Below are 21,066 nucleotides of genomic sequence, written 5' to 3'. Positions count from 1 at the left end.
GGCTAGCCGAAACGGCCGTTGACGTAGTCGGCGGTGCGGCTGTCGATCGGGTTGCCGAACATGGCGTCGGTCGGCCCGTGCTCCACGATGCCGCCGGGCGTGCCCTGGGCGGCGAGGAAGAACGCGCAGTTCTGCGACACGCGCTGTGCCTGCTGCATGTTGTGCGTCACGATCACGATCGTGACCTCGTGGGCGAGCTCGAGCATGGTCTCCTCGATCACCCGCGTGGAAGTCGGGTCGAGGGCCGAGCACGGTTCGTCCATCAAGAGGATGCGCGGGGTCACCGCGAGCGACCGCGCGATGCACAGACGCTGCTGCTGCCCTCCGGAGAGTCCGGAACCGGGCGCGCGCAACCGGTCGCGCACCTCCTTCCAGAGCCCGGCCTTGGTCAGGCAGCTCTCGACGAGGAAGTCTTTCTCATCGTTGGAGGCACGCTTGCCGGTGAGGGTGAGCCCGGCGATGACGTTGTCGTAGATCGACATGGCCGGGAACGGGTTGGGCTTCTGGAACACCATGCCGATGCTCTTGCGGGCGTCGACGAGCTTGCGTTCGGGGTCGTAGATGTCCTCACCGTCGAGGAGGACTTCACCGGCGAGGCTCGCGGACGGCACGAGCTCGTGCATCCGGTTCAGGATGCGCAGGAACGTGGACTTGCCGCAGCCGGACGGGCCGATCAGGGAGGTGATGATGCCGGCCGGCATGGTGAGGTTGACCCGGTCGAGCACCTGGCGTTCGCCGAACCAGGCCGAGACGTTGCGGCCCTCGAGGGTTGCGAGTGGTGCGATCTCGCGCACCGGCGGGCTGAAGCTCGCGTAGACCCCGGCATCCGCGGCAGACGGCCGCTTCAGCCAGGGCGCGCTGAAGCCTCCGAGCCGGGGAGCCTTGACCGGCGCGTCGGCCACGACCTCGGGCCGGGCCTCGGTCCTCGCCTGCGCGCGCTGCTTGCGGTCACGCCGGACCGGTCCCTTCACCGGCGGCAGCACCTGGGTGAGCTCGTCGTTCTGCACATTGTCGGTCATGACACTCGTTTCATTGGTCTACAGCAGTTTCGGGACTGAAGCAGGTTCGGGACTACAGCAGGTTCGGGAGGAGGCGCACGAGTTGGTCGGCCACGAAGAGCCCCCCGACAGTGACAACCGGAAGGAAGACGATCCAGGTCTTGCGGAGGCCGACCCGGCGGAACGCCCAGACGGCGGCGAGTTCGATGACCAGCAGGAACTGCAGGGCGAAGACGAGGGCCCACACCGTTGTGGTGTCGGTCGCGAGTTCCTTGTCCTGCAGGGGCAGGGTCGCGAAGGTGGTCTGGCGCTTGCCGGCGGGCTTCGTCTCGGAGACGAGTTCGGCATCCACGCGCACGACGCCGCTCGGCACGTAGGCCGGCCCGCGGGCGCTCTCGAGGATCAGTCGGCTCTTGCCTGCACCGAGGCTTGCGGGTGCGGGGTCGCCGGCGTAGCGCAGGCCGAGCACCGAGAACGTCTGCTCGCCCTGGCCGGTGATCACGGTGAACTGCTGGCCGGGGCGCAGTTCCTGCAGCCGGGCGAACGGACCACCGTAGGCGGCGGCGCGGCCCATGAGCACGCTGATGCCGGACTGGCCGGGTAGCGGCGTGTCGCGGCGATGGCCGGGGCCGGCGCGCAGGGTGCCGGAGTCTGTGCCCTCGACGACGATCTCGTGCACGTCGATCGAGGGGATGTCGAGCACGGCCACGGGTGTGCCGGAGGTGAGCAGCACCTTGTCGACGGTGCCCTCGCTGACCGGGGCCGTTCCCTGGGCGAGCTCGTACCGGAAGGTGTTCGTGAGCTGCTGCTGGGACACGATGTGCTGCAGCTGGCCGAGCACAGTCAGGTTGGCGAGGAACCCGAAGATGAGGATGGCGAGAATCGCCAGGGTCGAGCGGATGACCTGGTCGCGCTGGGTGAGCACGACCGGCGGCCGAGGGGGCGGCGGGCTACGCCGCGGCGGCGTCGGGATCTTCGGTGGTTTCGGCGGCTTGCCCTGGCGGCCGCGCTCCGGCGGTGTGCCGGGGAGTCCGCCACCACCGCCCAGAGTGCCCGGGCCGGGCGGTGACCAGTCCCGGGGTCCCGCGGACTGTCCCGCGAGGGGGTGGACCGCCTGCATCTCGGAAACGCCGGGCGAAACCGGCGGGACCCAGCCTCGCGGCATTCTCGGCACCTTCGGCACCGTGGGGCGTTGGGGACGACGGGGCAGCCTGGCTGTCGTCATGACGCCACCTCTTCCGCGAGTTTGGGGGTGGGCCGCGGTACGAGGAGCACGAAGCGGAGGATCAGGGTCAGCGTGCCGGCGATCGCGAGCGCGATCAGGGCGAAGTAGGGCGGGATGATGCTGAACGAGTCCCGGGTGACGGGCGAGAGCGCCGTGCCGCCGATGTCCGCGGGAGGCGTCATGGTGACGTGACCCTTGAACCAGGCCCACTGGCCGACGTCCCGAATGGTGGCCGAGACGGTGCGGGTCTCATTGGGGGCGAGGCTGTCGATACTGACCTTGTCGACGATGGCGACGGGGAGGTCGACCGCGTTGTCGAGCCAGAAGCGCAGGCTCGAGGTGATCGGGGCATCCGTGATGTTGCGCATCGTGAAGTCGAGAACCATGGTGCCGCCGCCCGGCCCGGCCTCAGAATCGATGCGCGTCGTGAGGCCGCTCACGTAGAAGACGCCCGCGATCTTGGTCGGGTTCGCGCCGAGCGCCGAGGCCGCGGCGGCGGTGTCCTTGATCGTCGTTTGGGTCACCGCGGGCACGGCCACGGGTTTCACCGGGTTCGTGACGGCCGGGGTTGTCGTCGCCCGGCTCGACGGCCCGACGACACCCACGCTGATGCCCACACCGTTCGGGTCATCCGTCGCCGCCTGTGCACTCATGGCGCGTCCGGCCAGGCCCGCCACCGGCGCGAACGCGATGAGGGCCACGACCAGAATCAGGCGCGCGTGAGCGGATGTGAGCACAGTCAAGTTAGTCCATTCGAGGTTTCGGCGAGCTGACGGGCGGGCAAACAAGAGGCAAACACAGCAGGAAACCGAGCCTCGCTCATTCCGTGCCGTACGAGCGCGACAGGATAGAGTCGGCGACCGGCCGGCTACTGGGAAACGAGGGTGAGGGAGAGGGTGGACCGGTAGGTGCCGACTGACTTCTCGGGCGGCGCGACGAAAGTGAGGCCGGCGTTGAGCACGGTCGTGCCCACGGTCTGGGCCGGGGCGGCCACGGCGAGGTTCATCGGATACGTCGCCGAACCCGCGGTCTGGGCGGTGACGAGGCTCACCCCGGTGGCGTCGGTGCTGACCAGCTGCGGCGCGAGCCCGAGCTGGGAAGCACCGATCACGCTGCCGTCCGCGGCGTTCACGAAGTCGGCGACATCGGCCGACAGGATCCAGCCTTCCTGGGTGAGCACCCGAGAGTCGCTGACCGCGAAGCTGCCCAGGACACCGGTGGTCGTCGACCGGTTCGAGACCAGGACCGGGGCATTGAACGCGGCGACGGCAGCGGCGGGCACGACGAGGCTGAGCACGCCGTTGGTGTCGCTCGTCGTTGCAGATCCGATTGTTCCGGCGTCCGTCACGGCGAAGGATGCCGCCACCTGGCTGAACGGGTCGTCCGCGGCCGTGGTGCCGATCACCTCGATGGTGTGTCCTCCGGCCTCGAGGTCGGGGGGAAGGGTGCCGCTGCCTGCGAAGTCACCGGCAGCGTCGGCGTTTCCGCTGATCAGCAGGAACGGAGTGGAGTGCACCCAGACCTCGACGTGCGAAAACGGCTTGAGCCCGTGGACGGTGACGAACACCGGCGCCGAATCGACCCGCGAGCCGACCGGGAGCACACAGTGGATCTCGACGGGCCCGTTCGGAAGCTTGTCGGCCACACTCACCGTGAGCGCAACCACCCCACTGTCATCGGCCTGCGCCACGGACGAGATGGAGACCGTCCCGACCAGAGCCAGCAGGGCGACCAGTGCGCCGGTTATGAGAGTCGAACGGATGGGCAGTTGGAACATGTGTTTCCCCGATGGATCCTGGTGCGGTGGAGCTGCGGTGCCTGGGTGAAACTGCAGGGCAGTGGAGCAAGGCGTGCGGAAGTGCAGTGGTTACGGTGTCGGGTTGTGCGCGGCGGCGCCGTCCGCGCTGGCGCCCACGAGGGCCTCTTCGCGAGCCTTGCGGCGCGCTTCCGCCTCGGTGTATTCGATCCACGCCGCAGCCCGGGCCGAGTCGCGCTTGCGGCTGAGCCTCACGATGAGCCAGGTCACGGCCGCGACGAGAAGGAGGATCAGGAAGGCCCACGGCACCACGACGAGGCTCGAATCGCGTTCCGCGGTCGGCAGGGCTCCTGGGTTGAGTGCGTCGGGGTCGATCGTGCCGACGAGGGAGACATGCGGGTTGAGGTAGACCCAGGCGCCGACGCCGGAGACGGTCAGCGTCACGGTGCGGGAACTTCCCGGAAGCATCTCCGAGATCTCCTGGTCGGTCAGCCCGGACAGTGGGATGCCGAAGATGCCCTTGACCTGGGAGACCGTATTGGCCCCGAGGGACACGTTGCCGGTGTTGGTGAGGCTCACGCGGATCTTCGTGTCGCCGGCGAAGGGGTTGATGCTGCCCTCATAGGCGGATTCAATGCTGCTGATCGTCAGCGCCGGCTGCAGGAGACCCTTGACGCGCACATACAGGCGGATGGCGACGCGCCGGTCGACCGAGACCTGCCCGGCCGGGGAGAGGGCCGAGACGACGATGCCGCCGGCGTGGTCGCCGGGCTTCGCATCGGCCGGGGTCTTCATTGTGAACGGGAGCACCTGCTGGGCGCCCGGTTCCAGGGTGACCGAGACACGGCCGGTACCGTTCTCGAAGGTGACCCAGCTGCCGGCATCCTTGGGGGCTTCACTGCCTTCGAGGAGGGCGAACGTGCCGTCCTCGGCGTTGTACGCGTCGGTGGCGTAGACGGTGACGGCCTGCGTGGTCGTACCGGTGTTCTCGACGAGGTATTCGTCGTTGATGACCTGGCCCGGATCGACCTGGTAGGTGAAACGCGATCGGTCCTGGTCCACGCCGCCGTTGGACGACGGGGCCCCGGCGATGCCGTCGGAACCGTCCGCGGCCCAGGCACCCGCGACTCCGAGGGTCAGGGTCAGTCCGAGGGTTACCAGCACTCCGGCGGCACCGAGGGCGACGCTGCGGGAGAGGGAGTGGCGGGGAATCACGATCGGCGTTCTCTTTTCTGCGGGCGGATCCGAAATCTTGGGGGTGGAGCGGAATGCGGGGTGGCGCGGTGGAAAGGGAGGGACGGCGCGGGCGCCGCCCCTCCCCCTCTACTCGGGTAGCGCTACTACTTCGAGACGACCGTGAGGGTCAGCGTCGACGTGTAGGTGCCGGCCGCCTTCTCCTGCGGTGCGACGAAGGTCAGGCCGGCGTTGAGAACGCTGTCGCCGACCGTGTTGGCTGCCGCGCCGGAGGCGAAGGCGGCCGGGTAGGACGCCGAACCGGCGACCTGGGCTGCGGCGGCGGTGACGCCGGTCGCGGAGGTGCCGGCAACGGTGACCGACGGGGCAAGGCCGAGCTGGATCTTGCTAATGGTGCTGGTCGCGTCAGTGGAGTTGACGAAGTTCGCAACGTTCGCGGACAGGTCCCAGCCGTTGCGGGAGACGACGCGGCCGTCGTTGACCGTGACGGCACCGAGGGTACCGACCGTGGTCGACTTGTTGTTCACGAGCGACGGAGCGGAGAACGTCGCCGCGGCGCCGGCCGGAACCGTGAGGGCGAGCGCACCGTTGGTGGCGTTCGCGGTGGTCGGCGCGAGAGCGACGGTACCGGTCGTGCCGGCCGGGGCGGTCGGGGTCGGGGTCGGGGTGGCGGTCGGCGTCGTGACGACGTCGGTCGTGGCGGAGGCCGTGAAGGCACCGGTCACCGGCGTGACCGAGATCGAACGGAAGAACGCGGAGGTGACCGCAACACCGTTCAGGTTGGTGCAGGCAATGCCGAGGCTGTAGTTTCCACCGGCGGCCTTAGCGGCGCCCTGGGCGCCGTTGTACAGCGAAACCGGGGTGATGAACGGGTTCAGCACGTTGAGGGTGGCACCGTTGAAGCCGAGGGGGGCGTATGCCTTCCAGGTGCCAGGGACCGTCTCGGTGCCGGGGGCCGAGAGGAACGCGAAGATTCCGGTGGTGCCGACGGGGCAGGCGAACTCTCCGCTGGGGTCGTTGTTGACCGAGGAACCGATCATGTCATCGCCCCACCCCAGGCTGGCGCCGTCGACAAGCGGAATGCCGTTGCCGTCGTAGAGGTAGAGGGGTGCTGCGGAGCCGTTGGTCTGGGTGGTGGCCGAGGCGACCATGGAGGCGCCGGCAACGAGGGCGAGGGAGACGACGCCGACGGCGGCGAAGCGGAGCTTGTTGTTGAGCTTCATGAGATTCAATTACCTTTTCTGGAAGTAGGTCGGGCTACTTGGAGATACGGACAGCAGTGGTGGTGGAGGGGGCCAGGATGCCGAACTTCTTCTTCAGCGAACCGGCCTTGGAGGCGAGGGAGGTCTGCGAGTTGGTCAGGCTGGTGCTCTTGGTCGGGTCAAGCAGGCCGGCCAGTGTGGCGTCGTAAGAGGCGTTGGTCGGGTCGACGCGGGCGTACTGCACGACCAGGTAGGTGTCGCGACCCCAGACGGAGTCAGCATAGTAAGTGGCGTTCGGGACCATCGAGGTGCCGGTGCCGGTGACGGGGGTGGTGCCGGCAACGAGCGAGCCGAGAACCGTGGTGTCCTTCTTCTTGGGGTAGCTGGCACCGGTGTTCATGGCGACCCAGCGTGAGACCGACATCGGCATGATCTGGTTGATGCCGAGGTTGGACGCGTCGTGCTCCTGGCCGGTCTGGACACAGGAACCGAGAGTGGCGTCGGTGACGCCGATCTTGGACATGAAGTCCTTGCGGGTGCCGGAACCGGCCTGCGGGATGATCGGGGTGACCGTGACGCCGCCGAGGGTGGTGACGCTGCAGGTGTAGAGGCTCGTCATGGTCGCGGTGTCGATCGTGTCGATGCCGGTCGCGGTAGAGCCATTGTCGTAGGCGTAGGCGATGGCGTCACGGCCGAAGGGAACCTGGATCAGGCTTCCGGCGGCGTCGACGGTGCCGGAGCCCGAGGAACGCGCGATGTCAACCTGACCGCTGATCACGACAGCGGCAGGCGCGCCGACCGTACCAGACGTGTATGCCGCGCCATCGATGGAGCGGAGGAGCGCCGTGCGACCGTCACCCGACCCGTTCGGGCGTCCAAAGCGCACGCCTGAGGATTTCGTGGTGATGTAGGCCGTGCCGGTCGCGTCGAACGATCCGATGGTCGCGCCACCTGCGGTCGTCGAGCGAACCGAAGATCCGGAGAGCGAGGATCCGTTGGCCAGGGCGCTGACCACGTCTTCCAGGGTGTCCGAGCCGACGGCGACGTAGCTGTTGGAAACGGGCTCGGCGTTGGCCGGCGTCGCGATGGCGAAACCGGTGAGGGCGACGCCGACGGTCGCGCAGAGCGCAATTGCCTTCTTCGAAATCACTGTGATGATGCCTTTCGGGTGTACTGCATGAGACGAACCCGGGCGGGAACGTCTTTCCTGATGTCTGGTCCCAAGCCGAAACCCGGAATCTGGACGTCAAGCTGTGCGCGCATCAGGATCGTCTCCGGACACGCGAAATCAGGGGGACTCCACCGGCTGCGAGCAGCCCGGAGAGGAATCCGACAGGGATGGCTGCCGGAATGGGGCCGATGACCGGATCGGAAGGCGTCGGCTTGCCGACGAGGGGTCCGGCCGACGCGCCGGTCGCCGCAGGGTCGGTCGCGGTCGCGGTCCCGGCGACGGCGGCGGCGACGGCCGCGACCGCTGCCGTTCCACTGCCTGCGTTCGGGTTGACGTAGGCCGCCGCAGGGGCGGCGGCAGTGGCCGCGACGGTCGGTGAGGGAGTGGGTGTCGGAGTCGCCGAGACGATCGGGCTGATGCCCTTTTCGATGGCTGTCGCGGCTGCGAGGGCCTGGGCGACCCAGCTGGCCGGAATCGACGCGTACCCCTCGGGGAGCTGGCCGATCGCACTGCCGGGAACCTGACCGGCGGCAACGGCGTAGCGGATCATGTTGGCGTAAATGGCGCGGGCGGAGGCATCCGTCTGCAGTGGGTTGAGCGCCGCGTAGACCGGCATGGTCATCGGGTAGGCCGACGCCGCCGCCCTGGCGCTCGCGCTCGTGGGGTTGTATTCGAGCACGGCCGCGTTCTCGGTGGTCGGGGTCATCGCCGCGGCCGCGGCCAGCAGGGATGCGGAGTTCGCGGCAACGAAAGTGCCCGCCGAGTTTCGCAGTGACGCCGTCACCGTCTGGTACCGGGCTGCTGCCGCCGTTGTCGTGAGTCCGAGCACCCGCTGGGTGCCGACGAGGTTGCGAACGCTCTTGCCCCATTTCGGCGGAACCGTGTTCGGGCTCCAGTCGCCGAGCTCCTGGCCGTCACCGCGCAGGGTGAGGTAGGCGCCGTTCTCGAAGTCGCTCGCGTACGGGCGCCAGGTGACGAGGTTGACTTCGGTCTGGCCGTCGGCCGTGGCCACCCGTGCGATTGGGTCAGCCTTGGGGAAGTTGGTGCGGGGCACGGTCATTTTTGTGCCGGAGGAGTTGACGGCGTCCTTTGTTGCGTACCAGGGGTTGACCTTCATGCCCCACTTGTCGGCTTCGCCGTTGAGGAAAGCCACGGCATCCGGATCTGAGAGCACGTAGCGCCACAGCTGTAGGGCCTCGTCGGAGCGCCCCGAGGGCAGGAGCATGTCGCCGAGGGACGGACCCGTCAGGTCCTGGTACTGCCATTCCGCGTCGTTCACGGCGAGGAAGTCGGGGTCAACGGTCAGGTTCCTCGCGTTGTGGTTTACCTTCTCGGGGTTATCGACGAAGAACGCGAGCGATTTGGAGGTAGCGGGGGCCCCCGTCGGCAAGGAGTCCAGATATGAGTTCGTCAACAGCTTCGCGATCAGGCGCGGGGTGAGGTTCATCGAGGTGAAGGACTCGGTGTTCTTGTCCTTGTATTCCTGAGGCACGGCGCCGACGGGTTTCACCCTCCGGTCGATCGAGAAGGACACGGCGAGTCCGGAGAGTGCGATCGGCGCGTACTGCACGGGATCCGCCTTCGTCGTCTGTAGGGCACGCGATGTCAGGGCGAGAGGACTCGGGGTCTTCTGGCTTGCGGAGAGGAGAGAGTCTTCCTCGTTGCCGGTGCTGAGCACGAAGGAGGATCCGGTCGAGCCGGTGCAGAGGTTGGGCTGCCAGGACGCGACGGCCGCCGAGGCGAGTTCGCTTCCGGAGAGTTGCTTCTCGGCCGAGCCGATGGAGCAGCGCAGACCGATCGGCTTGAAGTCGAGCTTGACGGCCACACTGTGCTGCCAGGCGTCCCAGAACAGGCCGGACTTGGTGATGTACGACTCGCCGACGTCGTTGGTGCCGCGCGGGATGACGACGAGCCAGCAGGACTTGCCCGTGACCGTGCCGTCCGTGGCCGTGACCGGCATACCGCAGCCGAGGCCGGGAGACTGCATCGCGGTCTGGACCTCGAACTTGACGGAGCCGGCGCCAGTGTCACTCGACCCCACCCACGGCACCTCGTTGGTCGTGTACTGCGTGTAGAACTCGTTCGTGGCGAGGTCGACGCCCACGATCGGGGAGGGCAGGGTCACGCCAGTGGCAGCCGGCGTGCCGTTCGCGGTCTGAACAAGCCCTGTCAGGGGATCGAGGATGTAATGGGTGAGGACGCCGGCGCCATTCTTGAAGACGGACGAGATCGTTCCGCCCGTCGAGGCACGGTACGGGATCGCCGTGACCGCCGGGATCGTGAAGCCGTTCGAGGGCGATGTGTATTGGGTGTCCTTGGCGTTGACGAATTCGTCAGAAACCGAGGTGTCGCGCGTGGACGCGGCCTTGCCGGGAAAACCGCCGTACTGGCAGGTGGTGCGGTCGGGATGCCCGGGGTTCAGCGGGTCCTCACCCCAGCACTGCGCGATCTGCAGGAAGTTCTGGCCGCCCGAGCTGGCGTCAGGCCGGACCGACTTCGCGCCCGAGCCGGTCCAGTTGACGACGATTCCCTGCGAGACGAGGTCCTTCGTCTGAGAGACTGTCACCTTGAGGTCGGGGAACGGTGCCGTCGAGATGTCGAGGTCATAGCCCTTGGCGGCCACCGTGACGGCGCTCGAGGTGTCCGCGGATGCTGCGGGCGGGGTAATGGAGGCCAGCATGGACACTCCGATGCCGACGACAACGCCCACGACGATGCCGCTTGCGCCGGCGCGGGTCCACATCGAGTCCGTGGACAGGATCAGGCGCTTCACTTGGTGCCCACCTTCGGACCGCGTGGCTTGAGCCGGCGCCAGAGCACCGGGGGCAGCACGGCAGAGCCGATGAGCAACACGCCGGCGAACAGCATGATCGACTGCTGCGCACCCCAGCCGTTGTCGGCGAGGGTGAAGGGCGACGCCACCGCGGACCCGGCCACTCCGGTCGAGGCCGTGCCACCGGTGCCGCCGGAGACGAGAGCACCGTTCTCGTCGTAGACCGCGGCCGCGGCATCGCCCGTGCCCGCTGCCCCGGCGTTTGCCGTCGTCGCCGCTGCTCCGGCCCCTGCTCCTGCGGCGGCCGCTGCCGCCGCGGCCGTGTCGGCCGTGGCTGCGGAGCCGCCGGTACCGGTTCCGGTCGTCGCCGTGTCATCGGGCGCCCCTGCTGTTCCGGTGACACACTGGCTCGTGCCGACCTTGTCACAGTCGGCGGGCTTGAGTGCGTTGGTCGCGAGCAGGTTGCTCGATGGGGAGTCGCCGGCCTTGAAGGTCGGGTTGTTGCAGTTGTTGATGTCGACGCCCGAGACATCCGCTCCCGGCACTCGTTTGATCTGGTCGAACCCGGCGAGCACAAGGTTCATCGGGAGCGGCGAGTAGCCCAGGGCCGCCGCTTGCTGCTGGCCCTCGCAGAGCATGTAGTTCGCGAACGCGCCGAGGGTGAGGCCCTTCTTCGCGGTGAAGACACCGCCGACCTCGGTCGGCACGATCATGTAGGAGTAGCTCGACAGCGGGTACGTGCGCGGGTCGGGGTTGTTGTAGACGCCGTCGAGGATCTGGGTGAGGTAGTCGGGGCGCGAGACCGGGACATCCGTCTTGATCTTTGCCTGCAGCAGGGCAACGGCGACGGAGTTCGCGGTCGGCTCGACGTAGTATCCGGCGGTGTTCAGGACCTTGGCGACCGGGAAGCCGGCCTTGAGCGCGTAGGAATACTCGACGTACGTGATGGCGCCTTCGCCATAGTCCTGGGCGACATACCCGGCGACGCCCGCCGAACCGCTCTGGGCCTTCGCGTTGCCGTAGGTCGGGTACTGCGAGGTGAGGCCGCAGGAGGCCGGTTTGCCGACCTTGACGCAGAACTGCCCCCAGAGGGAGTTGTACTGCTTGGACATCCAGAGGCTGAACTGGGCGGTCGAGCCCGAGCCGTCCGACCGCACGACAGGGACGATGCCCTTGTCCGGCATCTTCAGTCCGGGGTTGTCCGTCTGGATCGCCGGGTCGTTCCACTTGGTGATGACGCCGGTGAAGATCTTGGTGACGACCTCGCCACTCAGGCGCAGGTTGGAGACGCGGGCACCGTTGATCTTGAGGTTGTACATGAACGAGGTGCCACCGGCGACGATCGGCATGTATGCGTAGCCGCGACTCGGAACCTCGGGCGCTGAACCGTCTTCGGGAGCGGTCTGGAACGGGATCTCGCTGACGGCGAAGTCGACGTTTCCGGCCACGAAGTCCCGGCGGCCCGCGGAGGAGCCGACACCGGAATAGTTGACGGTCATGCCGTAGTTCGAGGCCACGTTCTTGCGCCACTGGTCGAGGGCGTTCTGGGACCAGGTCGAGCCGGTTCCTGTGATGGGGTCGTAGGAAACGGCCTGGGCAGACAGCGTTCCGGACAGACCGAGAATCACCACGACGGCGAGGGCGAAGAGGGCGCGGATCGCACGGATCCAACGGGGCTGCGGCGTCACGAGGACGGCTCCTTTGTGCTGAGGTCGATCGTCGGCGCTGGGCTGCTGTGGTGGTTCGGTGGTGCCGTCGGCGGCGGCCAGGCCCCCGACGTGTTCGCCTCGAGGAGGATGCGGCGGTCGGCGGCAATGGTGATCCGCTTGAGGTCGCGCCCGGAGGCCGCGACGACCCGCTGCTGCTGGGCGCGGGACAGGTCGCCCGGCCCCTTGCCGCCGATGAGGCGGGCGATCGCGAACAGGGTGAGCACGAGGAGGATCAGCACGGCCGCCGCCCCGAAGCCACGGGCGATCATGTTCGGTTCCGGCGACTTGACGAAGTCGAAGACCTGCAGCGGCAACGAGATCATCGGTCCCTCGAAGGGGTTGAGGTTGACGACGGCGGTGACGCCGGACGTGAGCAGCACGGGGCTGGTCTCGCCGATTCCGCGGGCGGTGCCGAGGATGACGGCGGTCGCGAGCCCGGGGCGGGCGGTCGGCAGCACGACATGCCAGACCGTGCGCCAGCGCGTGGACCCGAGCGCGTACGCGGCTTCGCGAAGGTTTCCCGCGACGAGACGGAGGACGATGTCGGAGGCGCGGATCACGATCGGGAGCATCATCACCGTGATGGCCATCGAGGCGGCGAACCCGCTGCGCTGGTGGGTGATCAGCACGATGATCGCCGAGTACACGAAGAGGCCGGCGACGATCGAGGGCAGCGCGGTCATCGCGTCCGAGATGGTGCGCACGAAGCGGGCGAACTTTCCGCCGACTTCGTTGAGGAACAGGGCCGTGAGGATGCCGAGCGGAACGGTGACGATGAGCGCCATCGTGATCTGCATCAGGGTACCGAGGATGGCGTGGAAGATTCCGCCGAGTTCGAGGCCGTCGAGCGGGCCGGCGAGCTCCATGCTGTCGGTGAAGAAGTTGAGGTGCGGGAGGGCTTCCTGGCCGCGCACGAGGGTGTACGCGACGACGAAGACGAGGGCGCCGAAGAGCAGCACGCCGGCGCTCGAAAGGACAACCGACATGACCCGGTCCTTGACCTCCTGCCAGTCGCTCTTCAGGCTGACGAGCAGGGCGTAGAAGCCGATGAAAGCGATGAACGCGACGATCACGAAACCGACATAGCCGGAGAGCGGGCCGAACCAGCCGAACAGCAGAACGGCGACGGCCACGCCGGCCGCTGCCGCGCCGAGGATGTTGAACTGGTCGTCGACCCTGGCGGCGCGCATCCGGCGGCGCGGGCCGATCTCGATGCCGACCGAGGAGGGGATGTTCGTGGTGTGCCGGACTGCTGCGGCCTGGAGTTCGAGCTCGGCCTCGAGCTCGACGGCGGTCTCGGTCATCACGAGGGTCGAGGGGCCGGCGGATGCCGCGGGATCCGTCGCCTGGGTGCTGTGTGCGCTGGTCATCAGTCGCTCTCCGCCCCGGAGCGGGACCGCGCCACGATCGACGAGGCCGTGAAGTTGATCACGAGGGTGATCAGGAAGAGCACGAGGCCGGCGGCCATCAGTGCGGAGAGGCCGAAGGAGCTCGACTCGCCGTACCGGAGCGCGATGAGCGCGGACACCGAGTTCGTGCCGGTCTTGAGCACCTCCCAGTTGATCGTGAAGATCGGGGAGATGATCATGTAGACGGCGATGGTCTCGCCGAGGGCCCGGCCGAGGCCGAGCATGGTGCCGCCGATGATGCCGCCGCGGCCGAACGGGAGCACCACGGACGTGATCATTCCCCATCGGGTCGACCCGAGGGCGAAGGCCGCCTCACGTTCACCGATCGGCGCCTGGGAGAAGGCTTCGCGCATCACCGAGGTCTGGGTGGGCACGACCATGAGGCCCACCACGATTCCGGCGATGAAGGCCGAGGAGGTGAAGGCGCTCGCCTCGGTGAGGGCCTGGCCCGTCGCATCCGTCACGCTGAAGAACGGGATCCAGCCGAAGTAGGTGGAGATCCAGGTGGCGACCGGGATGACGTTCGCCTGGAGGAAGAACACGCCCCAGAGGCCGAACACCACGCTGGGAACGGCGGCCATCAGGTCGACGAGGGTGACGAGCGTGGACTTGAGCCGCCCCTGGGCGACCTCGGAGATGAGGAGCGCCGTGCCGAGGGCGAGGGGCACCGCGACGCACATTGCGATGACGGCGATCGTGATGGTGCCGAAGAGAACGGATGCGATGCCGAACTTCTTCGTTTCCGGCGACCAGTCCTGCTCGAAGAGGAAGTTGAACCCAGCGACCCCGAGGGCGTCGCCGGCGCGCAGCGAGAGGAAGACACCGACCGCGAGCATGATCAGCACGGTGATCGTGCCCGCGCTGAACGCGACCGAGCGGAACACCGAGTCGGAGATCGACGGGCGGGAGACCAGGGAGCGCCGCGGCCGGGAGTCGGGGTTCGACGGGTCGAAAACGGCCGGGTCTGTCCCGAAGGCGTCGCCCAGGGGCGAGTCGCCCAGGGGCGGCGAGACGAGGCTCGAAATCGGCATGGCTGTCCTTGGAAAAGACTCGGGAGGGGGTGAACGCACGGGTGGGGGTAACGCGTCCGAAACATATGTTCGGGGCGGTTGGTGAACGATTGGCGTCGATTTCTCAACCGAGATGTGGACGCCGCGTGGAGAGTTGTGGCGGTCGATTCGGGAGCCGTCAGCCCGTGGGCGCCTGCGTCGGAGCGGGGGTCTGTGTCGGGCCCGGCGGGGGCGTCGACGTAGCTGTGGGGGCGGCAGACGGCTCGGGCGCCGTGGCCAGGGTGAGGGTGATGGAGGTGCCGAGACGCAGGGTCTTCTGACCGGACGGGGCGACCGCGATCACGGTTCCCGGCGTCGCGGCGGCGTCGGGCCTCGAGTCGGTGAGGACCAGGAATCCCGCGTTTTCGAGGGCGGCGATCGCCTCCGCCTTGCTGAGACCGACGGTGTCCGGCACCGTGTTCGAGCCGGACGCCACGGTGAGGTCGACCGGGTCTCCGGGGTCCAGGAAGGTACCGGCCGCCGGGCTGACGCCGAGCACCGTGTCGAGGGGGCGCCCCGAGTCCTGGAGGGTGAGCGCGCCGAGGCGGAGCCCGAGGGCGGCGAGCGCGGCCCGTGCCCCGTCGAGGGTCATCACGGAGACCTCCGGCACCCGGATGGTCTTCGGCGCCGCCGTGGCGTGGGCGGTGATCATCGGCTCGGGGGTGGCGCTCGCGGGCGCGGGCGTGCTGCTCGTGACGGCCACCGACGTCGGCGCCGCGCCGCCGGCAGCGAGGACCCAGGCGAATGCTCCCCCGATCACGAGGATCATCGAGACGGCCCAGAGCCCGCCGCCGCGACGGCGGCTGCGGCCGCTCCGCACCCAGGCCGGGTTGTCCGGCGGGACGACGACCGCGGCGGATGCCGTTCCCGCGCGTGCGTTTCCGGTCGCGTGCACGATCGTGGCCGGGGCGGGATGGGCGGTCGGGATCGGGTGCGGAACAGGCACAGGATCCGGGACCGGGACCGGTACCGCACCGAGCACCATCGTGCGCTCAGCGAGCTCCGCGAGGTCGCCCGGCCGGAACAGTCCCGTGGTGTCGTCCGCGGGCAAGACGCGACCGCCGCCGGGCAGGGCCCCCTCTGGCGGGGCCGCGGCGCGACCCGGCACTCCCCCGGCCCCGATGCGGTCCAGGGCCGCGTCGACGGCCGCGCCCATCGCCGCGGCGGAGGGGAACCGGGCGTCCGGGTCTTTGAGGAGCGCCTTGACGACGAGCCGGTCGACACTCCGCGGGATGCCGGAGTGCTGCACCGACGGCACCGGCGGCGGAGACTGCACGTGGGCGCGCATCACCGCGGCGACGGAATCCCGGACGAACGGCGCCCGTGCGGTGAGCGCGAAGTACAACACCCCGCCGAGCTGGTACACGTCGCCGCGTTCGTCGACGGCGTCGCCCCGCGCCTGCTCCGGCGACATGTAGTTCACGCTCCCGAGCACGCTCTGCACGACCGGGATTTCCTGCGTTGTCGCATCGGGTGCGCTGCGGAGGACGTCGGTGCCGAGGGCAGGGCGACCGGCGGCATCCGCGAGGCCGAAGTCGAGCAGGCGCACTCCGTCGATACCGACGTGACCGGCCGGGTCCGGGTCGACCATGATGTTGGCCGGGGAGACGTCGCGGTGGACCAGGCCGATGTCGTGCGCGGCCTCGAGGGCGCGCAGCACCGCGGACGCGACGGTGAGCGCCTGCCTGACGGGCAGCGCCCCGCGATGCTCGACGTATTCGGCGAGGCTGATCCCCGGCGCGCGGTCGAGCGCGATCCAGGCCTGCGGCTCCTCGGCGTTCGCACCGGTGCCTGTGCCGGTGCGGGGCTCGGTCCCGGCGCCGATCCCCGGGCCGTGACCGGTGTGGTGCACGCCGACGCCGAGCACCGCGACGATGTTCGGGTGCCGCAACACGGCCGCGGCCCTGGCCTCCGCAAAGAACGCTTCCCTGGCCCGGTCGGAGCGGGACAGGTGCGGGTGCAGGATCTTGAGGGCGATCTCTCTGACTGCGCCCTCCCCTGCCTGCGTGTCCACGGCGGAGAAGACGGATGCCGACCCGCCCGTCCCGAGGAGTTCGCCGAGCCGGTAGCGGCCCGAGATCAGCCCCTCGCCAGCGCCGACCGTGCGCCGGCCTGCCGGTGCACCGGAGGCATCCGTCGTCTCGGCGGGATCGATCGCGCCTGTCACAGGGGGCTACTTCGCCCGGGCGGCGTAGGTGTTCGCGTAACCGGCGACGGCGGTGACATAGGAGTCGACGTGGTTGTACGCGAAGACGGCCGCGCGCCAGCGGTCGGGCAGCGCGAGGTCGCCGTAGTTGCACAGGTAGCGCCCGGCTGCGAGGGCGGCGTCGTCGATCTGCTGCGGGTCGTCGACACCGTCCCGGTTGCCGTCGGCGCCCCAGCGCTGCCAGGTCGCGGGGATGAACTGCAGCGGGCCGACTGCACGGTCCCACGCCGCACTGCCGTCCCAGGCGCCGCCGTCGGTGTCGCTCATCGCTGCGAAATCAGAGCCGTCGAGGGCCGGACCGAAGATGCCGGGCCGGGCGGTACCGTCGGTACCGAGCGCCGAGCCCGCGTGGGTGCCGTGCCCGGACTCGATGTTGCCGAGGCCGGCGAGGGTGCTCCAGCCGAGTCGGCAACCGGGCTGTTCGGCGGCGAGGGCGAGCGAGGCACCCGCATAGCCGAGCATGGCCCGCCGCGGGATGCCGGTGGCCGCGGCCACGCGGGCAGCCCAGTCCGCGTCCACGAGCGCAGCGTTCCCGGTGAGCAGCGCGGTTTCGCCTGTCGACGCGAGGGACGAGCCGGCGCCGGCGGCGGACTGGTCGGCCGCCGGAGCGGGAGTCGCCGGCGTCACGGTCACGGTCGCTGCGGCATCCGCTGCCGTGGGAACGGAGGGAACAGCGTCGGCGGCCACGGCCGCCACGCTCGCCCGGATGCCCTCCGGTGCGGTGAAGCCGGGTACGAGCCAGCCGAAGACGACCCAGCAGAGCAGCCCGGCGGTCGCTGCGGCACCGATCCAGCCGCGCAGGCCGCGGAGCCGTGTGCCGTTCACCACGCCTGGGCCCGTTCGGCCTCGCTGAGCACCCGGCTGCCCCGGCGGCCGGCCTCGGTCGCGTGGCGGGCGTCTTCGGCGACGAGCGCGACGCGGAAGGCTTCGATCGTGCCGGCGGCGGCTTCCCGGCTCGCGGAGGCGGCGCCGTACCAGCGTCCCGCTGTCATCACGATGCGTTCGCCGATGGTGACCACCCAGCCATGGGTGCCTGCCGACGGCCCGGTGACGACGGTCGCGACCATCGCGTCGCACTGGTCCTTGAGTTCGAGGACGTGCGCCCGCGCGCCGGCGAAGGAGCCGTAGACCGAGGAGCTGCGGCCGAGCTCGCGGCTGTTCGAGGCGAGCAGCCGCCAGATGCCGGAGTGGCCGGAGTCGGCGACGGTGGCGAGGCCACGGGAGCGATCCCGGCCCTCGGCCACCCGGTCGGTCGTTCCGGTGCGGGCGAGTTCTCCCGCGCGGGCGAGTTCGCCGGCGCGTGCGAGTCCGCTGACGCGGGCGACGTCGCCGCCGTGGGCACCGGACTGAACGCTCTTCCGGAAGGCGACCCAGCCCTGCAGGCGCGGGTCCGCGTTGGAACGGAAGGCCGAGAAGACCACACTTGGGCGGGGCGACACAGCGACTCCAACGGCCTGAACCAAACAGCGACGGGTGCAGTCGAGACTGTGTGCCGGCTCGGGTGGGCCAGCCCCGGCAATACTGTGCTGGCCTCAGGTGTCCGGCCCGGGAGTGTCACCTTGCCGGGGGGTGAACGGAAGCTGTCCGGCCCGGCAACAGTTTCGAGAACGCCTAGCGGCGGAACGCCTTTCGCGCCAGCGTGTTCCCGAGGTACTGCACCAACTGGACGAGCACGATGATCAGCAGCACGGCAGCCCAGGTCACGATCGGGTTGAACTGGCGGTACCCGTAGAGCAGGGCGAAGTTACCGAGGCCGCCGCCACCGACGTAGCCGGCGACCGCCGACATGTCGACGAGCGCGACGAAGATGAACGTGTAGCCGAGGATCAGCGGACCGAGCGCCTCGGGCAGGAGCACGGTGAAGATGATCCGGGCCGTTCCGGCGCCCACGCTGCGGGCGGCCTCGATCACGCCGGGCGTCACGGTGAGCAGGTTCTGCTCGACGATACGGCCCATCGCGAAGGATGCCGCGAGCGAGATCGTGAAGATGATCGCGTTATTGCCGATTCCGGTTCCGACCACGAGCCGGGCGAGCGGCTGCGCGGCGGCGAGGAAGATGATGAACGGGATGGGCCGCACGAAGTTGACCAGCAGGTTCAGCACCACGAACACGGGTTTGTTGGCGAGCAGGCTGCCGCCGCGGGTCAGGTACAGGCCGAGGCCGACGATCAGGCCGCCGAGGCCCCCGAAGAACAGGGTGAGGCCGACGATGTAGAGCGTCTCCCCTGCGGCCTTCCAGAGCTGGGGCAGCAGTTCGATGAGGGATTCCATCAGCGCACCTCCGTGACGGTCGTGAGTGTTCTGATCCGATCGAGGACCGCATCGATGCGGTCGTCCGCGCTGCCGGCAGACGCTGTGCGGGCATCCGCCGCCGTGGCGTCGCTGAGCGCGAGGGTGAGATGCCCGAAGGAGCGGCCCTGCACTTCGTTGATGCCGCCGAAGACGACCTCGAATGCGACGCCGGCGCGAGCCAGTTCGCCGAAGACACGGGCCTGGTCGACCGTGTTGTCGCGGAAGGCGAGGGACACGATCCGCCCGGGGTGGCGTCTGCGCAGCACGGCGAGCTCGTCGGCGCTCGGGATGCCCTTGACGACGGTCGAGACGAACCGGGCGGATGCCGGCTGCTGCGGGTTCGAGAACACATCGAACACGTCACCGCGTTCGATGACCCGGCCCTGGTCCATCACCGCGACCTTGCTCGCGATCGTCTGGATCACGTCCATCTCGTGCGTGATCACGATGATCGTCACACCGAATTCCCGGTTGACCCGGGTCAGCAGGTCGAGCACTTCGTGGGTCGTCTCGGGGTCGAGGGCGCTCGTGGCCTCGTCGGCGAGGAGGATGGCGGGCTGGCTCGCGAGGGCGCGGGCGATGCCGACGCGCTGCTTCTGGCCGCCGGAGAGCTGGTCGGGGTACGCGCGGGCCTTGTCGGCGAGGCCGACGAAGTCGAGCATCTCGGCGACCCGCTTGGCGCGTTCGGCCTTGGGCCGGTGCGCCACCTCGAGCGGATAGGACACGTTGGCCGCGACGCTGCGCGAGCCGAGCAGGTTGAACTGCTGGAAGATCATGCCGATGCCGAGACGCACGCTGCGCAGTTCGCGCTCTGCCAGGCCGGCGATGTCCCGTCCGTTGATCAGGATCTCTCCGGACGTTGACCGTTCGAGCGCGTTCACGAGGCGCACGAGGGTGCTCTTGCCGGCTCCCGAGTAGCCGATGATCCCGTAGACGTCGCCGGCCTCGACGGCCAGGCTGACGTCGTCGATCGCGACGACGTCGCTGCCGCCCTTTTCGTGGGGTGGGTAGATCTTGCTGACACCGCGCAATTCGACGATCGGCATTCAACTCTCCTGGAATTCTCTGGTTTCACACCGGATGCCCGCCTCGCGAGTGCGAAGCGGGCATCCGGGCAACCGGGGGCGACTACTTCTTGTTGGCCTTGGTGTCCGCGACGACCGTGGCGAGCGAGGAGACCAGGTCGGCGACCGGGGTCTTCACGAGAACACCGGAGCCGCCGGAGACGGCGAGCACGCCGTCCTGCACGGCCTGGGTGTCCTGATAGATCTGGACGAGCTTCTGGTAGGTCGCGTTGTCCTTGTCCGCGGCGCGGGCGACGAACACGTTGACGTAGGGGATGGCGGTCGGGTCGGCCGGGTCATCCTTGGCGAGGGCGTCGGTGAACTTCAGTCCGGCCTTCTCGACGAAGTCGTTGTTGATGATCGCGCCGGCGACGTCAGGAAGCGAAGTCGCGGTGAGGGAGGCCTCGAGCGCGGTGACGGTGACCTTGGAGGCCGACGTGTCGATGTCGTCGAGGGTCGAGAAGATCGAGCCGCCGTCCTTCAGCGTGATGAGCTTGGCCGACTGCAGCACGAGGAGCGCGCGGGCCAGGTTGCTCGCGTCGTTCGGCACCGCGATGGTGTCGCCCTTCTGGATCTCGCTGACCTTCTTGTACTTCGTCGAGTACAGGCCGAGCGGGTAGATCGCCGTCGAACCGATCGGGGTGAGGTCCGCGTTGCTCGCCGTGTTGTACTGCGCGAGGTAGACGAGGTGCTGGAACTGGTTGAGGTCGATCTCACCGGCGGTCAGCGCGGGGTTCGGCTGGTCGTATGCGGAGAAGTCGACGATCTCGACCTTGATTCCCGCATCGGCGGCGGCCTTCGTGTAGACGGCCCAGTACGGGTCGCTCGCGCCGACGACGCCGATCTTGACGGTCTTGTCGCTGCCGGCATCCGCCGTGCCGCCGGCGCACCCGGCGAGCAGGGCGAGGAGCGGGACGGTCGCGAGAGCCGCGAGCAAGCGCTTGGACAGAGTTGACTTTTTCACGTGGTGAATCCCCTTGGGTGTGCTGCGGGTGAGAGCCGCGAGTGCTGTCTCGTG

The 21,066-nt window shown here is 68.9% G+C and carries 17 protein-coding genes; all 17 read right to left on the bottom strand.

What is annotated here, in order from left to right; genetic code table 11:
• Positions 1-2: 2 nt before the first annotated feature.
• Positions 3-785, bottom strand: a complete 783-nt coding sequence (locus tag RHM57_RS03295; RefSeq protein ID WP_198413438.1) for a phosphate ABC transporter ATP-binding protein — start codon at positions 783-785, stop codon at positions 3-5.
• A 286-nt stretch (positions 786-1,071) separates the two neighbouring features.
• Positions 1,072-2,223, bottom strand: coding sequence for a sortase (locus RHM57_RS03290; protein WP_241975207.1), 1,152 nt, complete (start codon positions 2,221-2,223; stop codon positions 1,072-1,074).
• Positions 2,220-2,966 carry a hypothetical protein gene (locus RHM57_RS03285; RefSeq protein WP_322136239.1) on the bottom strand — a complete coding sequence of 249 codons (747 nt, stop codon included), beginning with the start codon at positions 2,964-2,966 and terminating at the stop codon, positions 2,220-2,222. The genes RHM57_RS03290 and RHM57_RS03285 overlap by 4 nt, the downstream gene beginning before the upstream one ends.
• A 125-nt stretch (positions 2,967-3,091) precedes the next feature.
• On the bottom strand, positions 3,092-4,000 hold the full coding sequence (locus tag RHM57_RS03280; protein WP_134563950.1) for a hypothetical protein: 909 nt from the start codon (positions 3,998-4,000) through the stop codon (positions 3,092-3,094).
• A 90-nt stretch (positions 4,001-4,090) separates the two neighbouring features.
• Complete coding sequence (locus tag RHM57_RS03275; protein ID WP_166788267.1) at positions 4,091-5,194, bottom strand: WxL protein peptidoglycan domain-containing protein; 1,104 nt, start codon at positions 5,192-5,194, stop codon at positions 4,091-4,093.
• Positions 5,195-5,319: 125 nt separating this feature from the next.
• Positions 5,320-6,396, bottom strand: coding sequence for a hypothetical protein (locus tag RHM57_RS03270; protein ID WP_322189588.1), 1,077 nt, complete (start codon positions 6,394-6,396; stop codon positions 5,320-5,322).
• A 34-nt stretch (positions 6,397-6,430) separates the two neighbouring features.
• Complete coding sequence (locus RHM57_RS03265; RefSeq protein WP_134448229.1) at positions 6,431-7,525, bottom strand: hypothetical protein; 1,095 nt, start codon at positions 7,523-7,525, stop codon at positions 6,431-6,433.
• Positions 7,526-7,637: 112 nt separating this feature from the next.
• Positions 7,638-10,319: a hypothetical protein gene (locus RHM57_RS03260; protein WP_134448227.1), complete on the bottom strand. Its 2,682-nt coding sequence runs from the start codon at positions 10,317-10,319 to the stop codon at positions 7,638-7,640.
• Positions 10,316-12,007 carry a phosphate ABC transporter substrate-binding protein PstS gene (gene pstS, locus RHM57_RS03255; RefSeq protein WP_322189587.1) on the bottom strand — a complete coding sequence of 564 codons (1,692 nt, stop codon included), beginning with the start codon at positions 12,005-12,007 and terminating at the stop codon, positions 10,316-10,318. The genes RHM57_RS03260 and pstS overlap by 4 nt, the downstream gene beginning before the upstream one ends.
• Positions 12,004-13,398, bottom strand: coding sequence for a phosphate ABC transporter permease PstA (gene pstA, locus RHM57_RS03250; RefSeq protein WP_322136246.1), 1,395 nt, complete (start codon positions 13,396-13,398; stop codon positions 12,004-12,006). The genes pstS and pstA overlap by 4 nt, the downstream gene beginning before the upstream one ends.
• The gene (gene pstC, locus RHM57_RS03245) at positions 13,398-14,468 is read right to left on the bottom strand and encodes a phosphate ABC transporter permease subunit PstC (protein WP_134448225.1); all 1,071 of its coding nucleotides are present in this window, start codon (positions 14,466-14,468) and stop codon (positions 13,398-13,400) included. The genes pstA and pstC overlap by 1 nt, the downstream gene beginning before the upstream one ends.
• 157 nt (positions 14,469-14,625) lie before the next feature.
• Positions 14,626-16,653, bottom strand: a complete 2,028-nt coding sequence (locus tag RHM57_RS03240) for a protein kinase domain-containing protein (protein WP_322140696.1) — start codon at positions 16,651-16,653, stop codon at positions 14,626-14,628.
• A gap of 6 nt (positions 16,654-16,659) precedes the next feature.
• Positions 16,660-17,520: a lytic transglycosylase domain-containing protein gene (locus RHM57_RS03235; protein ID WP_322136247.1), complete on the bottom strand. Its 861-nt coding sequence runs from the start codon at positions 17,518-17,520 to the stop codon at positions 16,660-16,662.
• Entirely contained in the window at positions 17,514-18,131 is a 618-nt protein-coding gene (locus RHM57_RS03230) for a hypothetical protein (RefSeq protein ID WP_322189586.1), read from the bottom strand. Before RHM57_RS03230 ends, RHM57_RS03235 begins: the two co-directional genes overlap by 7 nt.
• A gap of 172 nt (positions 18,132-18,303) precedes the next feature.
• Positions 18,304-18,963 (bottom strand): methionine ABC transporter permease, encoded by a 660-nt coding sequence (locus tag RHM57_RS03225; protein ID WP_134448217.1) that lies wholly within the window; start codon positions 18,961-18,963, stop codon positions 18,304-18,306.
• On the bottom strand, positions 18,963-20,030 hold the full coding sequence (locus RHM57_RS03220; protein WP_134558184.1) for a methionine ABC transporter ATP-binding protein: 1,068 nt from the start codon (positions 20,028-20,030) through the stop codon (positions 18,963-18,965). Before RHM57_RS03220 ends, RHM57_RS03225 begins: the two co-directional genes overlap by 1 nt.
• An 82-nt stretch (positions 20,031-20,112) precedes the next feature.
• Complete coding sequence (locus RHM57_RS03215; RefSeq protein WP_134448331.1) at positions 20,113-20,997, bottom strand: MetQ/NlpA family ABC transporter substrate-binding protein; 885 nt, start codon at positions 20,995-20,997, stop codon at positions 20,113-20,115.
• Positions 20,998-21,066 lie beyond the last annotated feature (69 nt).

Source organism: Cryobacterium sp. 10S3 (genome assembly GCF_034344045.1).
In the GTDB taxonomy this organism is placed as follows: Bacteria; Actinomycetota; Actinomycetes; order Actinomycetales; family Microbacteriaceae; genus Cryobacterium; species Cryobacterium glucosi.
Note: the sequence above shows the minus strand (reverse complement) of the source record. Positions and strands in the feature narration are given on the sequence as shown.

Bases quoted from the DNA above. Each gene is read 5' to 3' on its own strand.
- RHM57_RS03225 (WP_134448217.1), bottom strand. From the start codon at position 18,963: ATGGAATCCCTCATCGAACTGCTGCCCCAGCTCTGGAAGGCCGCAGGG.
- RHM57_RS03220 (WP_134558184.1), bottom strand. From the start codon at position 20,030: ATGCCGATCGTCGAATTGCGCGGTGTCAGCAAGATCTACCCACCCCAC.
- RHM57_RS03270 (WP_322189588.1), bottom strand. From the start codon at position 6,396: ATGAAGCTCAACAACAAGCTCCGCTTCGCCGCCGTCGGCGTCGTCTCC.
- pstA (WP_322136246.1), bottom strand. From the start codon at position 13,398: ATGACCAGCGCACACAGCACCCAGGCGACGGATCCCGCGGCATCCGCC.
- RHM57_RS03280 (WP_134563950.1), bottom strand. From the start codon at position 4,000: ATGTTCCAACTGCCCATCCGTTCGACTCTCATAACCGGCGCACTGGTC.
- RHM57_RS03290 (WP_241975207.1), bottom strand. From the start codon at position 2,223: ATGACGACAGCCAGGCTGCCCCGTCGTCCCCAACGCCCCACGGTGCCG.
- pstC (WP_134448225.1), bottom strand. From the start codon at position 14,468: ATGCCGATTTCGAGCCTCGTCTCGCCGCCCCTGGGCGACTCGCCCCTG.